We start from the raw sequence: 15,698 nt of genomic DNA on the forward strand, positions 1-15,698 counted from the left end.
AGGGTAAAAATATTAAGTTTGTCTTAACGAACTAACCGATTAACTTTCTGAACTAAACCACTTTTTCGTATAGTACGAACTGTAAATGCCTGAACTAAAGCTTCTGGATGAACCAAAAGACTCACTACTTTCTTGGCTCGTGTAATCGCAGTGTAAATAAGCTCCTGGCTTAATAAATTCTTTGCGGCTTGATCAAGAACCACAGCAGTATGTGTAAATTCAGACCCTTGCGACTTATGAATTGTTAAAGCGAATGCACTTTGGATACTTTTAGGTAATCGGTTTGCCGCCACCCATTTATTTAAACTTGGAAAATATACTTCAAATTGCTGTGGCTGGGTTCTATGCTCAAAACACAGGCCAATATCTCCATTTGAAATACCGAGCTGATAATCGTTATAAGTCATCATCACCGGACGGCCTACATACCATCCACCCACTGTAACTATTGATAACTGTTGTTGTAGCCAGCGCTGCGCATACTGGTTTAACTGTTGTAAGCCAAATGGGCCATGACGGACCGCCGTTAAAATACGGTAGTCATCGAATGCTCTTACTACGTTTTGAACCTGTTCAATCGAGCGTTCTTCTTTTAAATAATTTTTTAGGCTCTTTACATAGCCTTGGAAACCTAACATGAGTTTCTGATAATAAATTTCGACTTCTGTGTGATTCCCTTCCGGTAAATACTCAAGCTGAACCACATCTGGCATGTCATTTTGTAAAACTATAGGCTTTAATTCAGAAACCTCAACAATATCAATCTCAAATTGCTGCAAAACCACTTCATGATTTTGTTGATAGGTTTGTGCCTGAATAAATTTAGCAACTTGCCCAATCAACGCCCCTTCAGCAAAACGACGACTTGTTTGTAATTGTACTCTGTTGTCGGCTAGTGCCTGTATTTGTTGCAAGTCAGCAAGTACTGCACCTACATCAACGGAAGCGAGCTGATTTGCATCTCCTAATAAAATAATTCGACAAGACTCTGGCACAGCCTCAAATAGAAGAGTAGCCAGATTTAAATCCAGCATGGAGGCCTCATCCACCACAATCACATCGTAAGGAAGCGGTTGTTTTTGATTAAACCGTGGTGTTTGGCTATGCCCCATCCCTAATAATCGATGAATCGTTTGTGTTCCCTGATTTCTGAGCTCTTCACTCATTAATCCAGACTCAAGCAATTTAGGGTCATTAAACGAGTGCTGTAAGGCCTCTTGCATGCGCTGTGCTGCTTTACCTGTTGGAGCAGCCATCGCCACACGAATATGTGGAATTGCTTGGCTAAGCACAGCAATAATACGTGCAAGTGTATAGGTCTTACCTGTACCCGGCCCACCCGTAATAATACTCAGGCTCTGCCGAGCAACCATTTGTAAAGCTGCTTGCTGATGAGGGTCTGTGAGTAAGCTGATATAGTCATCACAAGATACAGGCTGAATTAATTGTTGCTTTAATCGACAAATTTGTTCTGCAAGGCGTTGCTCTAGGCGCCAATATCGGTATAATGCCAACCCCTGCTCATCGTAGACGCATGGTGCAACTTTTGAAGTCGCTTGATCGGCTGATATAGCCAGTTGACCAAGTGCTGCAATTTGCTCTGGACTGACATCGATACAGCTATCACCTTGCAAGCTAGCTTCAATAAGCTGCTGTAAATAAGAAGCGGTATCTGGCACTTGTGATTGCTCAGTAAATGGAGCCTGATTTAAGAAGTTACTCCACGTTGTTAACCAGCTTAAATCGGCTTGTTCAGGGCTATTTAGATTGTCCACACACTTATCCACCTAGTTTTCCACACGCTTGTCCACATGGTTATAGACAGGCTTATCCACATGTCAAGTATTTGTTAATCTTAAAATTACCTAACTTATCAGCATTTTTCATGCGATTTTATCCTCAGCAAAATACCCCAAAATGGCATCAAGACGCAGAATAAACTCAATACTAGGTTGCCAGTAATAATACCCCTGCTCTGCTTCACCATTCATGCCACGCAAATAAAGATAAGTCGCCCCACCTAAATGTTGCTCAATTTGGTAATCCTGCATTTTGACTTGCAAATAGCGATGTAATGCCACCAAGTATAGACCTGCCTGTAGCCAGTAACTTGCCAAAGACATGCTTTGCGCAATGTTATCGCTACGATAATCTACAAGATCTTCTCCTAAATAATTACTTTTATAATCGGCAATGTGATAGCGCTGCCCATCAAAATAAACCAAGTCAATAGAACCATTGAGATAACGGGCCGAACGTGCTTCAAGTAACTCCGGCATATTCAGGCCATATTCAGCAAAGAGTTGCTGAACACGAGTCATGGCTAAAACCCGATCTGACAATGCCAAATAAAAAGGAAACTCCGACAAATGCTGCTCTGGTTGAAGTTGGTTCAATCGGAAGCCCTGATAAAGTGGCGTTCGTAAAACATCTTGCAACCACTGTGCAACTGACTGATAAAGCAGATTCTCGGCGTCTTCTTCCTCTGGAAAGCTCTCGTTATATTTATTAAGTAAATCTTGCCAAAGGCCACTATAGTCATTTTTAAAACGACGACGTATTTCTATGATCCAGTCATCTGAACATTGAAAATCGATATGCTCAAAAATTTCATGCAGGAAGTTACCAGCAAGCGTTCCTCGCGGAAAATTATTCTTTATCCAGTCAATCGGCTGAGCACTGATTGTTTCAACAGTGTTGACCAAGTCCAGCTCATCTTCTGCTAATACAGCATCATTGCTCTGACTCGCCAATAAATCTGTGCCAACCTTATGTTTTAAATGCTGCGCCAAGTAACTGAAACTGGTTTTACCACGAGAATAAAAACGTTGTTCAGGAAACCGTTGTGCTTGTAGTTCAATAATACTGGTTTGTTTAGCTAAATGAATTGCTTGAGGCATCTGTTCCAAAACCATTTCATCTGTACAGCAATGGTGCTGAAAGGGCTCACTCCTATTTTTCCAGAAAGCTAAGCCTGAAACTGATTTACCATCAGCATCTTGTAAAAGTGCATAGACGCGATGGCTTGCTCGCGTTAGAGCCACATACCAAAGGCGATTCTGTTCAGCGAGCGCTCTTTCTTCGTGCTGCTTAAGTTCAACTTCATTCAAATAAGTCTTATCAGCAATCGCAACTACACGTTGAGTTAACGTCTGGCTTGAGTCTGGCTGGACTACATCTTGGGTCGAAAAATTCAGAGTTTTATTATTTTCTCGAAACGGCTTGTCTGCACCTAATAAGAAAACAATCTTAAATTCCAGTCCTTTTGACTGGTGAATTGTCATGAGCTGAACACCAGCTTCACTCGACAATTTACGTTCTAGCTCCCAATCACGGTCAAGAGGAGAACGCAACTGTTTGAGATACCAATGATAGAGGTTTTGCGCGCCTGAGTATTTCTCACTGTGCTGACTCAAAATTTCAGTTAAATGACGCAAGTTCACCACAACCCGTTCATTATCTTTACTTTGAGCAGCCACCAAATTTTGCCAGATATCAAACTGGCTTAAACATTGTTGCCATGCAACTAAAAAACCCTGACTAGACCACAGCTCTCTAATACCATCAAAACCAGTCATGAACTGGCTTAAGCCTTCTGCTGTCTGCTCAAGTTGCAACAGTTGCTTCAAGTCCATGGCAAACAAACGGCTAATTAAAGCCCGCTTCACTTTTGCCTCATCGTAAGGATGAAGTATGGCTGTCAATAAAGCACCGACGTCTTGAGCAATTGTGCAATCAAAAACACTTCGTTTCGATGGACGATTAACCCGAATTCCTAAACGCTCTAGCTCAAATTGAACTTTATCAAGCCCATCATGATTACGAGACAATACCGCAATATCATCTTCGTTTAAGGCTTGAGTCTGAGAGTCTTTTTGAAAATATAAATGACCCTCATGAGAACGATTGAGTAGATCCCGAATCTTCCATGCAACTTGCTGAGCCTCTGTTTCTTTATCTTTAAGCATCAGCCAGCGCAAAGGATGAGAATTATGATTGTTGTGCTCAATCAGTACAGGATGAGGTCGAGTACCTGCCCGAATTGGGTCATATTGAACCTGTTCACCAAAATCGATTTGCCGTTGAAATAACGCATCAACAACTTCAACCAGATCGGCTACCGAACGGTGGTTATGAATTAACTTATATTCGCGCCCATGTTTGGCTTGAATATCTTTATAGGCATTTAGGAAGGTGAGCATATCCCCACCACGGAAACCGTAAATTGCCTGTTTTCGGTCACCCACCATAATCATGCAGCCTTTCTGGTAACGCTGCGGATGACGCCAAATACTAGCCAGCATATCGTCTTGATCTTGGTTAGTGTCCTGAAATTCATCGACCAAAATTAAGGGATAACGCGCCTGAACAAATACTGCAAAACGTTGCCCCTGCTCACCCTTTAAAGCATCAGACAGTGTGCGAATTTGCTGAGAAAAAGTCGTTTCGCCTTTATTTTGTAAAACCTGCGGTAGTCGTTTTTTAACTTCGACACACAAATAGGCCTTCAAATAAATATGAAGCTGGTCGAACTGCTCAGCATAGTTTTTCAGTACACCAAAGAGTTGCTGTATTTGCTGAACTGTAGGGTGTTGATAGAATCCATCTGAAATTTCGGCCGGACATTTTTTAAAAACTTTCTGATCGGCAAGTTGACCTAAAAACTTAAAAACAAGCTCACGCTGTGCTGATAGCGACCCATCAAAAACTAAAATACTGTCGCTTTGCGTTAAAACTTGCAGTAGCTGCGGTAAACATTCACTAAATAATTTATTAAAAGCGCCGTTTCGAAATACCGTACCGCTCACATGCTTATAATGTTCGCCATCGAGCTGGTAATAGTGCTCTAAAAGGCTTAAGTCAATTTCTATAGCTAACTGTTTGAGCTGTGCAAGTTGTTCAAATTGAATAGTGGGTTTTGCGGGAAGTTTAAAATGTGCAGAACTAAAATTAAGCGAGTCTTCTACTAATTTGACAAAACTATCTACACTCTTGAGCTCACCTGCCAGATATAAGGCATCAATTACAGTTTGAGGTTGAGACTGTATCCATTCACGTAGTACATCATGAATAAGTTGTCGGCTATAAGTTTTAGCATCATCGGTAATTTGAGCGCGTTCAATTTTGCCACTCTCAAAAGCAAACTCACGCAAGAGTTTTTGGCTAAAGCTATCGAGTGTCCCGACAAATAACTCGTCTAACTGATCGATGACCAATTTTAAACGTTCACACGCATAGGCAATACGCGTCGCAAAGCCTTTTAAAATGTGTTGGAGTAATAAGTCAGGCTCTTGCTCGGCCTGCGTAAGTAATTCATGTTCTGTAAAACTGCGCTTGGTCTCTAAATAACGATACGTTTCAATCAAGCGGGCACGAATACGACTTTTTAATTCGGCAGCAGCAGCACGGGTAAACGTGGTCGCAATGACTTGTCGAGGCAAGTACTTTTCAAGAAAAATACGGACCATCAGGCTCGATAAAGTATAAGTTTTCCCTGTACCTGCCGAAGCTTCGATTAAGTGCAATCCATTAAATTCAATATCAATAATAGGTTGATAAGACACCTGTACTCTTGAGTTCATGTCTTACTCCGAATGTTGAAATTGAAAAACTGGATGGTACAGATCATACGCAAATTCATCACAAGCATGTTGAAGCAAAGCTTGTGCATCTTGTTCTTGTAAAATAAAGCTCCAGTCTTTATGCAGCTTGCAAGCTTCATTTTGAGTCATATCCATCGTGGTAAATGACCCTGTTTCATTCCAGTATTTTAACAGCTCAGCATAGCTCTTCTCATCCAGTTTTGCTTTTCCTGCCTGATCTGCTGTTTCCCACTGATATGCTTTGGCTTTTTCTAGTGGCTTTAATAATAAGGCAGCTGGTAGAACCAATGGTTGTTGTTGTGCATAACGCCAGATTTTAAACCATGGCTGTAAATATTGCCGAGCCTGTTCAGAACTCACTCCACTACAAATCACGGTTTGATCGCTAAAAACCACAATACGGCGTTTTTCAGCTCCGGCACTTCCCTCATTCAAATAAGCTAACCAAAGTAAGTGTTCCAACCAGACTTTCGCGCGTCTTTTTGCCCGAGCGCTTGAAGGTTCCATACTGACCCAATCCTGAGTTTCAGACTTTGGAACAGTAATATTCATATGAAGCTGTTTGGCAATTCGCCAAACTCGCTGAGTCGTTTGTGTGACTGCTGGCGCGTATTGATGGAGGCGTTCAAGCAGGCACTCTTGTTCAAAAACACCTTGCTGCCACGCGCTATATTTGACTTTGCCTACAGGTAATTGATCAAGTAATACCTCAGGTTGTGCTTGTTGATCAGATTGCTGTAAAAAATGTCGAATTGCATAACGCCCTAAACCATCTAGTAACAAGGGTTCATTTTGGTCGAGCAGTCCGACACTTCCTAAGTTTTCCACCCCTAAGGTTTTCAAATATAATCGTGCAGGGAATGTCACATCCTGTATCCACTGCTGGCTATCTAAAACCAGCATATCAGGGGCTTGCAGCGGATAGGTCGTATTCGCCCAAGGTTGACGGTTTCCTGAGACTTGCTGAATTTGTGAAGCAACCTTAAACCAATGATCTTGGTAACGAACACCACTTTTTTCTACAGTAAAACCTTTCGGATCAAAGGGCTGTAAATGATGGAGGTGATACAGTTGTTTTAACTGGGATGGAATCTCAATCCCTTCAACAACAACATTTTCAGGTACATCGTCTTCGGCTTTTACAATCAAGGCAAGGTGTTCACGGAACTCTTGAAGAATACTAGAAGGTTCTCTCACCTCGCCATCATTCACATCAAACCCGTTATAAAACAACCATAAATTTTCTTGGGCTAATAATAATGCATCTAAAAAAGCGCCCTGATCATCTTCAAGACGAGAGCGGTCTCCTAACTGTTGGCGTAATGCATCCATTAAATCAAATGGAACGTGTGTATCACGGTTTGGGAATTGCCCTGCATCAAGATTTAACATCACTATTAAGCGATAAGGGAGCGGCCGAATATGTCCAATTTGGGCAAAGGTAATCTGCCCAGTCGGTTCCGCTTGTGCACTTTGGCTTTCTAAGGTCCGTTGAATTTCTTCAATAATATAAGGTAGAGGCAACGTAATTTTGCGCAAAGTTCCTGTTTCTGTCTCTGCGTAATAACTTGCGAGCGTCAACATTCGCTCTTGTTTTTTGACAATTTCCCGAACAGCTTTTAAAGCAGCAACACCCACCTGCTCAAATTCGACAATATCTTTACCCAGTACTTGGAGCCAATATTCAACCGTATAGACTTGCCCCTGTTCATGTAGGGTTAACCAATCACGGCGCTCATTCAAATCTTGATAAATCTGAATGAGTGTACCAATCAACTCAAAATCACCTGGTTGAACTTTGGCATAACTCAGCACCTGATTAAATGTTTCATGTACAGGCACAGCAATGCCTAGAGCCAATCGCTCTAAAGCAAATTTAAAACTATATCGATAATCGTCATCACCCTCACACAAACTGCGCTTGAGATGCGCTGCATCCAATCCTCGTTTAAACCCTGCATCGGCAAGTAAATTTAAAATTCGCTCAACCTGAACATATTCAAGTTCGTATCGTTGCTGAGTCGCATGCAAGCTTAACCAGTCAGCAAAATCATCAAAGCTAAAACGCCCTTGCATCAGCTGAATACGCCCAATCACGGCACGCCAAGCATTTAATGCATCGAGTGAGGCAACTCCTGCAATTTTCACTGGTAAATGCACACCCTGCTCAGTGGCAGTTGCAGGAAATACACTCCGAATTAAAGGCTCTATGTCTGTCAAATTAGGAACTAAAACCAAAATATCATTTGGACGACGCGGCTGCTCATGTGTTTGGGACAACCAACCAATCAATTGCTCTTTTAGTACTTCAAGCTGACGTAAAGTAGAATGGCAAACATGGATCTGAATAGAGTCATCGTCTGGAGCAAGCTCATATTGCTTAGCTTGGGGTTCCACCAAATGCAAAATATCGGACTGAACTTTACCGAGTAAACTTTCAGGGAAATCATCCACAAAAGCATCAACCCATTTACCCTCTTCACCCGTAGATAAATTTGATAATAGTGAAAAGTGGTCGCGGGCTTGTTTACCCAATCTTGTTAAAAGTGGATGTCTGGACTCACGTGCTTCAGCATTAAAGTTGAGTGTAAATTTATTAAAGAAATCGCTAATTTCAGCATCCGTTGCCTTAGGGTTTTTCGCAATAAAGCGCTCTTTCACCCCTAAGTCATAACGCTGTTTCCACAGTGGATCGACGCTATCTGCCCAATATTCTTGCGAAGGGTTATAGTGCAAAATTAGCACATCAATATATTGCCCTAAACGGCGCAAGAACTGTAACTGACTTGGCGGTAGATCCAATAATGTAAAGATCACCACCTGATGAGGTAATCTTGAAATAGCCCATTTACTGCGATCTGGATGTTCGATCTCTTGCCAAAACAACGCATCAATTTGCTGCATCTGCAAAAAGTCATCATGAAAATGTTGCTGCCACAACCAGCGCTGCCAACGTTCTAACTCTTGAGTTTGATGCAATGCAAAAGCAGTAACCTCTTCGTCTTTTTGCACAATATATTTTTCAATATCGAGCGCTCGCCCTTGCCCCCAAGCAGCCAACCAGTTCTCTGGACACGTACAGCTATTTTCACAACCACGCTGACACTGTCCACGATAAATCATGTAGTTACTAAATAGATCGGCAACCTGCTCAGCGACCCAGTACAGCATTTTTTGTTTTTTTAGTTGTTTATCTATGCCTTGCTCAAGCCGGTCTGCGCTGTCATAAATGCGCTGAACAATAGAATGGAGAGGATGTGAGGTATCTATGCTAACTGCATCAGGTTGTATAAATTCATACAAAGCCTGATGAACCCGCCATTTAAAAATTAAACGTGGAATGTTCGCTTTACGGACCTGTTCTTTATGGGCAGTTAAAACTTGCTGGTAGGCATACCACTGGAAACCTCGTACCCGTTGATGAAACTGGTAATTGGCACTCATGCCTTGCTGTTCTGCAAGTTTCTGTATTAGCCACTGCTCAACCGCAGGACTTGGAACAACAAAATGCTGTGTTTTCAAAACCTGTAAAGGATGCGTTGAAGTTTGCGATGTAGACGCTAATACACCTTGCAACAACACATCAATACGTTGGCTTTGAATAACATGAATCCCCATTTATTTCATATCCTGCTTGCATAATTTATGCACAAAATCATAAACATTCATTACTATACAACTGAATCTGACTATGTCACGTTGGTTTAAACACAGCATAATTTAACTTTAGGTGTCACTTACACTTGGTTTGAATGACGCCATCAAGAAACTTACACAGGTAGACATTATGAAAATTGATAACATTCCTGACTATATTGATCCTAGCCTAAATCTGGAACAAATTCGCGATGAGTGTCGTGACCTCATCAAAAAAAGAGCTTACGTCTCAGCAGGAGCGGCAATTGTACCGATTCCGTTTTTAGACGTGGTGATAGATTTGGGAATTTTGTCGCACCTTATTCCAGATATCAATTCCCGTTTTGGCTTAGCACCTGAGCACGTGAGTGTTTACGACCCAAAAACTAAAACAATTCATTGGGATGAATTACGTAAACGCGGTTTTGAATTTTCAGGTTTTGTAGTGGCGCGTACTACTGTTAAAAAAACATTTAATGGTTTTTTGGGCAAAATCGTAACGAAACAGGTGACTAAATTTATACCGCTAGGCGGACAAATTGTAGCAGCAAGTTTAGGCTATTTCATGATGAAAAAAATAGCAGAAACTCACCTGAATGACAGTTACAATCTTGCAAAACGTATTCAGCAAAAAAGCCGTACCACTATTGTAAATGAGTAGATACCTTATGGCTGAGAGCTTAATCTGCTCTCAGCTGTTTTAAAACTGCCTTTAATACTTCTAGACGTGCAGTATATTTATCATCAGTTGCAACAATATACCAAGGTGCGTATTCAGTACTGGTTCGCTCAAACATATCTGTTGCCGCTTTTAAATAATCGTCCCACTTATCACGATTACGCCAATCTTCTGCGGTAATTTTAAAGCGTTTATGCGGTGTCTCTTCTCTGGCTTTAAAACGTTGCTCTTGTTCATCTTTACTAATTGCCAGCCAAATTTTTACTACAATCGTTTGACTATCAAATAAATCTTTTTCAAAACGATTAATTTCGTCATAAGCACGCTGCCACTCTAAAGGCGAAGCAAAACCTTCGACACGTTCAACGAGTACTCGCCCATACCACGTCCGATCAAAGATCGTGATTTTCTCAGCCTCATTAATACGGTTCCAGAAACGCCATAAATAAGGATGTCGTGCCTCGTACCGTTCAGGTGCTCCAATACAATGAATATCATATTCACGCGGATCTAGGTTTTTAACAATTCGCTTAATTGCACCACCTTTACCAGCGGCATCCATCCCCTCAAAAGCAATCACGACATTGCGTTTATCGAAACGCATTGCATCAGCAATTTTTTTGCTGAGTTTATCGAGCTCTTTTTTATATTCAGCTTTTTCAAGTGGCTCATTAGAAGGTTTTAATAAACTCTCTGGAATTTTAGCTTGTTGCCATTTTCCTTTAACTTCAGTTTCATGGTCAGGAAGTTGACGCATGTGCTGCAAAAGGTATTGAGCAAAAAACTGATCGCGTTGTGTTTCATCTTCGCCATCAATAATGTACCAATCGTCGGTAAAACGGCGGCGTAACTTTTGCAAAGTGTCATATTGTTTTTTATTACGCCAGTCTAGGCCGTGGAGCTTATGCCAGTGTTGCTCTGACGGGTCAATTTTGTCTAAACGTTTTTGCAGCGATTTCCATGAAAGGTCGAACCAGACTTTGACCACATCCACATAATTATTTTTCAAATCTTGTTCGAATGCCCGCATACTTTCAACGTAAGCATCAAATCGCGCCTCATCTAAAGGTTCAGACACATGCGTTGCCGTAACAAGCAAATCGCTATACCAATTGCCAAACATCACCACAATTTGACCTTCGGTAGGAATAAACTCCGAATAAGATTGCCAAAATGCTTCTGTATCTGTCAGCACACGCGGCGCATCTGCTTTTACTCGTAAATATCTTGGGTCTAACCACTCGCGAAGCTGCTTAACCGCTTCCCCTTTTCCAGCCAGTTCAATACCACTCATTAAAATGAGTGTACTTTTAGCATTCGGCTTCCCTCGACTTTCTTTTAGAGCATATTGTGCTTCAATCAAATCGACTGAAAGTTGTTCTTCATCTCGAATTTCAAATTTTGGTTGTTGTTCACTCATAGTCCACGGCTCTAATCATTTATTGTTTAATTTCGTTGATATTTAACTTATGCGGTTAAATGATGAATTGCTATACAAATTATGTCATTGCGACCAAATTCCATCTAAAAATTGACGCATGAATCATTTTTTTTACATCTTCTCGCCATAGTACAAGGTTACAATGCCTCTTATGATTTTTTGTAAATAGCCCAATATTAGAGTCTTACATGTCTAAACTCGCTGCTTTTGATGAACTTTTACAACAATATAAAACATTTAATTATCACGATAATCCAGTGCTTGCCCAACGTTTGCAAGATGTACAAACATGGCTAAAAGAGCGGATGAAAGATACACATCATGAATTTTTCAACTTGCCTGAACATAAACTCATGGCACAGTATTTTTTAAATCGTTTATATGGTGGTCCAGAGTTTGATGCCCTTGCAGCACAAATTGAACGTCTATTGAAATATGCACATAAAGCCGAAAAAGTATTGCCTGAGAATGCGATTAAAACTGGAACTAAATCGGTAAGTTTGGCTGTGCTTGCCACTCAGCTTGATGAACAAGTGGCGATACAGCTTCTTGAGGATTATCCAGCTGATACGGTATTAACCGATGAAATCATGCGCTTAACCCTAACCAAACTTGATCAGTCAGAAGCTCGTTATCAGCAACTTGCTCTTCTTGATGATTTAGGTACAGCACTCGATAAATATATGCGCTCATTTATGATGTTTACGGCTTTTAAAATGTGTAAAGGCATTGCCCAAAAATATCACTTCGAGTTGATGTATGATTTTATCCAAGATGGTTTTACTGCGATGAAACCATTAAAATCAGCCGAGACGTTTATCAAGACTTTTACTGAAAAAGAACGCCAGATTATTGAAAATGTACATTCAGGGCATCCGAATCCGTTTAGAGTGTGATAAGGTCGGCACAGAGAAAAAATCAACCTTACGAAGTTGAGATTTTATTCATTATATTTGCATGATGATGCCTGTAAAAATAGACAAAATCTGTCATCATGCAGAACTTATTCCGTTTCACTTGAGTTTGAGTCTAGGAGAGACAATATGTCTAACGAAAACCAAAAGCCAACATCTCCAACTGAGCAGGCACAAAGTTCAGACAAAGTTAGCCCATTCCTAAGCTCACCTTTACCGCAAGGTACCCCTCAAGGGCAACAACAAACTTTACAACAAACCTTAACTGATACACCGGTTAACGGTTCTGTACCAAAATACAATTTACCGCGTGGTGCTGGCAATACTGGCAACGTGGGAGAAACCACACACTTTGGTTTCTCGACTGTTAAAACTGAAGATAAAGCTCAAAAAGTTGCAGAAGTTTTCCATTCGGTTGCAAGCAAATATGACTTGATGAATGACTTGATGTCATTTGGTATTCACCGCCTTTGGAAACGCTTTGCAATTAACATGTCAGGTGTACGCCGTGGTCAACATGTGTTGGACATTGCTGGTGGTACAGGCGATTTAGCGAAAGTATTCAGCCGCGAAGTTGGTCCTCAAGGCCATGTCGTTCTTTCAGACATTAACGAATCTATGCTCAATGTAGGCCGTGACCGTTTAATTGATGCAGGCTGTACCAATGTTGACTTCGTACTTGCCAATGCAGAAACTTTAGAGCCTTTTGCAGATAACAGCTTTGATCTACTCACCATTAGTTTTGGCTTACGTAACGTGACTGATAAAGATGCAGCACTTGCTTCTATGTTCCGTGTATTGAAGCCAGGCGGTCGTTTGCTTATTCTTGAATTTTCTAAGCCTGTATTTGAGCCATTCTCAAAACTTTATGACCTCTACTCATTCACTGCTTTACCAATTATGGGTAAATTAGTTGCCAATGATTCAGAAAGTTATAAGTATTTGGCTGAATCAATTCGTATGCATCCAGACCAACGCACCTTAAAAGGTATGATGGAAAATGCTGGCTTCCAGAACTGTGACTATCACAACCTTACTGCTGGTATCGTTGCCGTTCACCGTGGCTTCAAACTGTAAGGGTTAACGATATGTGGTCGATTCTGGCACTCGGTGCAGTCGAACGTATCATTCATCATCTGATCGATCTGGATGCGGTTACACGCATTCAGCTTAATCAGTTACAGGGCAAAATGTTGCGTGTCGTAATCGACAGTCCGCAACTTTCTGTCGATGTCTTCTTTGACCAAGAAAAAGTACGTCTTGAACCTACTGCAACAGGGCATAGTGAAAAGCCTTCTATTTTTGAACAACGCCCTTTTGATGAGCAGTTCAAAATTTCTGAAGCTACAGCAACTTTGCATGTTAAAGATGTCATTGAGTTGATCAAACTATTGGTCAGCGATCCAGATCAGATTGGCAATATCCCATTGCAAGGTGATTATCACCTGTTACAGGATATTCAAAAAATCATGCAACAAGCTGAACCAGATTTAGCTGTGCACTTATCAAGATGGGTTGGTCCTCAACTTGCCCACGAAATTGGCAAGATTCAACTTGCACCAAAACATTTAAAACGCTCTCTCCAAAGCCATCTGTTTTTTGCTGAAGATGCATTAAAAGAAGATAGCGGTCTATTTGCCCCTCGCTGGGAAATGGATGATTTAACTCAAGTAACTCGCAAGCTTAATCAAGACATTGACCGTCTAGAAGCAAGATTGCAGCAACTCAACGCACAACTACAACCCTCTCAAGACTAGGTAAGACTGTATATGATTCCGCACGTTTCACGTTTACTCGAACTTTGGCGTATTGCAGCGCACTATAGACTCGATACGTTGTTCCCTGCGGATGAATTACCAGTTAAAGCTCAACGTGCATTAAGTGTTATTAAAATGCACCCAGCCGCATGGTCTAGTCGTGAACGTAAAAATCCTTTAAAGCTCAAAGAAGCTTTGGAAGAGATGGGGCCGCTTGCAATTAAGCTTGGGCAATTACTGTCAACCCGACGTGATTTGATTCCACCTGAAATACTCGCTCAATTGGTCTTACTTCAAGATCAGGTAAAACCTTTTGATAGCAATGTTGCCAAGCAACGTATTCAGGACTCATTAAAGGCAGATGTAAATACCTTGTTTGCTCGCTTTGATGACCAGCCATTAGCTGCTGCGTCAATTGCGCAAGTTCATACTGCTGCTTTGCACGATGGTCGTGAAGTCGTTATTAAAGTGACTCGCCCTGACATTCGCAACCAAATTTTGCAAGACTTTGAAATTTTGGCGTGGTTAGGCAATACGCTAGAAAGCCGCCTTGAAGCTGCTCGTGCGTTACATTTAAGCGAAATTATTCAAGACTACCGCCAGATCATTTTAAATGAATTAGACTTGAGTATTGAGGCGGATAATACCCGTCGTATGCGCCATTATTTTACTGGCTCAACCATGATGTATGTGCCTGAAGTCTACATGGACACCAAAGATGTCATGGTGGCAGAGCGGATTACAGGTGTACCTATTTCAGATACGGCGACTTTTGACCGTCTAGGCATGGACCGTGCACAACTTGCAGAAAAAGGATTAACCATTTTCTTCACGCAAGTATTCCGTGATAACTTTTTCCATGCCGATATGCACCCCGGCAATGTCTTTGTAGAAACAATTAACCCAAGCAATCCACGCTTTATTGCATTGGACTGTGCGATTATGGGTGAGTTATCTAAGCATGACCAGATGACGATTGCCCGCATGTTGCTTGCTGTAATGAACAGCAACTTTATGCAGCTCATTCAAATTGTGCACCAAGCTGGCTGGATTCCACCGGGTACAGACCAAGATGCGTTATCACGTGAAATGCGTCGTACCGTTGGACCAATGGTGTCTAAACCAATGGATCAACTTGATTTTGCTGGCATCTTAATTCAAGTGATGGATATTGCCCGTCGCTTCCATTTAGAGATTCCACCGCAACTCATGTTGTTGCTAAAGACTTTAGTGCATGTCGAAGGCCTAGGGACCGATCTTTATCCGCAGCTCGACATCTGGAAATTGGCAAAACCAATTTTGACTGAATGGGTCAAAGCGAACATGAACCCAGTCAAAAATATAAAAGAGTTAGGACAACAACTACCTGACCTGCTTTTAGGTGCTCAAGATTTCCCAAGCTTAATTGTTGATAGTTTAAATGGTTTAAAAAATCAGTCTGCTTGGCAAGACCGTCAGTTACGTGAAATGCAGCAACTTCGTTTGCAAATGGAACATCAACAACGCCGCAGCTGGATGTTCGGCAGTACTATGCTGATTTTACTAACCATCGCGATTATTAGCCCGTGGTTTGTTTCGGTTATTTTGATTGTGCTGAGTAGCTTATTAGCGCTTTGGCGTATATTGAAATAAATTCTAAATCCCTTGCAATCGCAAGGGATTTTTCTA

The 15,698-nt window shown here is 41.3% G+C and carries 9 protein-coding genes; 5 read left to right on the forward strand and 4 right to left on the reverse strand.

What is annotated here, in order from left to right:
• Positions 1-23: 23 nt before the first annotated feature.
• From recD to MKL38_RS09290, 3 genes are all read right to left on the reverse strand, one after another.
• A complete protein-coding gene (gene recD, locus MKL38_RS09280; RefSeq protein ID WP_270903114.1) occupies positions 24-1,775 on the reverse strand; it encodes an exodeoxyribonuclease V subunit alpha in 1,752 nt (583 codons plus the stop codon).
• Positions 1,776-1,883: 108 nt separating this feature from the next.
• On the reverse strand, positions 1,884-5,582 hold the full coding sequence (locus tag MKL38_RS09285) for a UvrD-helicase domain-containing protein (RefSeq protein ID WP_270903115.1): 3,699 nt from the start codon (positions 5,580-5,582) through the stop codon (positions 1,884-1,886).
• Positions 5,583-5,585: 3 nt separating this feature from the next.
• Complete coding sequence (locus MKL38_RS09290; RefSeq protein WP_270903116.1) at positions 5,586-9,221, reverse strand: exodeoxyribonuclease V subunit gamma; 3,636 nt, start codon at positions 9,219-9,221, stop codon at positions 5,586-5,588.
• Positions 9,222-9,390: 169 nt separating this feature from the next.
• Between MKL38_RS09290 and MKL38_RS09295 the strand changes: the two genes are divergently transcribed.
• Complete coding sequence (locus MKL38_RS09295; RefSeq protein WP_270903117.1) at positions 9,391-9,900, forward strand: hypothetical protein; 510 nt, start codon at positions 9,391-9,393, stop codon at positions 9,898-9,900.
• Between the two features lie 19 nt (positions 9,901-9,919).
• On the opposite strand, the gene pap is transcribed toward MKL38_RS09295, so the two are convergent.
• Positions 9,920-11,338, reverse strand: a complete 1,419-nt coding sequence (gene pap, locus MKL38_RS09300; protein ID WP_270903118.1) for a polyphosphate:AMP phosphotransferase — start codon at positions 11,336-11,338, stop codon at positions 9,920-9,922.
• 209 nt (positions 11,339-11,547) lie between these two features.
• Here pap and MKL38_RS09305 point away from each other — a divergent pair, with 209 nt between their 5' ends.
• The 4 genes from MKL38_RS09305 (at position 11,548) to MKL38_RS09320 (ending at position 15,662) form a co-directional block, all read left to right on the forward strand.
• On the forward strand, positions 11,548-12,255 hold the full coding sequence (locus MKL38_RS09305; RefSeq protein ID WP_209831466.1) for an FFLEELY motif protein: 708 nt from the start codon (positions 11,548-11,550) through the stop codon (positions 12,253-12,255).
• A gap of 147 nt (positions 12,256-12,402) precedes the next feature.
• Complete coding sequence (gene ubiE / locus MKL38_RS09310) at positions 12,403-13,350, forward strand: bifunctional demethylmenaquinone methyltransferase/2-methoxy-6-polyprenyl-1,4-benzoquinol methylase UbiE (RefSeq protein WP_004640878.1); 948 nt, start codon at positions 12,403-12,405, stop codon at positions 13,348-13,350.
• A gap of 11 nt (positions 13,351-13,361) precedes the next feature.
• Positions 13,362-14,030: a ubiquinone biosynthesis accessory factor UbiJ gene (locus MKL38_RS09315; protein WP_270903119.1), complete on the forward strand. Its 669-nt coding sequence runs from the start codon at positions 13,362-13,364 to the stop codon at positions 14,028-14,030.
• A gap of 12 nt (positions 14,031-14,042) precedes the next feature.
• Positions 14,043-15,662: an ABC1 kinase family protein gene (locus tag MKL38_RS09320; protein WP_151743568.1), complete on the forward strand. Its 1,620-nt coding sequence runs from the start codon at positions 14,043-14,045 to the stop codon at positions 15,660-15,662.
• Positions 15,663-15,698 lie beyond the last annotated feature (36 nt).

This window comes from Acinetobacter sp. AOR14_HL (genome assembly GCF_027855175.1).
Classification (GTDB): Bacteria; Pseudomonadota; Gammaproteobacteria; order Pseudomonadales; family Moraxellaceae; genus Acinetobacter; species Acinetobacter calcoaceticus.

Excerpts from the sequence above, each read along its gene's own strand:
- MKL38_RS09305 (WP_209831466.1), top strand. The coding sequence starts at position 11,548 with ATGTCTAAACTCGCTGCTTTTGATGAACTTTTACAACAATATAAAACA.
- MKL38_RS09320 (WP_151743568.1), top strand. The coding sequence starts at position 14,043 with ATGATTCCGCACGTTTCACGTTTACTCGAACTTTGGCGTATTGCAGCG.
- MKL38_RS09315 (WP_270903119.1), top strand. The coding sequence starts at position 13,362 with ATGTGGTCGATTCTGGCACTCGGTGCAGTCGAACGTATCATTCATCAT.
- MKL38_RS09285 (WP_270903115.1), bottom strand. The coding sequence starts at position 5,582 with ATGAACTCAAGAGTACAGGTGTCTTATCAACCTATTATTGATATTGAA.
- ubiE (WP_004640878.1), top strand. The coding sequence starts at position 12,403 with ATGTCTAACGAAAACCAAAAGCCAACATCTCCAACTGAGCAGGCACAA.
- MKL38_RS09295 (WP_270903117.1), top strand. The coding sequence starts at position 9,391 with ATGAAAATTGATAACATTCCTGACTATATTGATCCTAGCCTAAATCTG.
- MKL38_RS09290 (WP_270903116.1), bottom strand. The coding sequence starts at position 9,221 with ATGGGGATTCATGTTATTCAAAGCCAACGTATTGATGTGTTGTTGCAA.
- pap (WP_270903118.1), bottom strand. The coding sequence starts at position 11,338 with ATGAGTGAACAACAACCAAAATTTGAAATTCGAGATGAAGAACAACTT.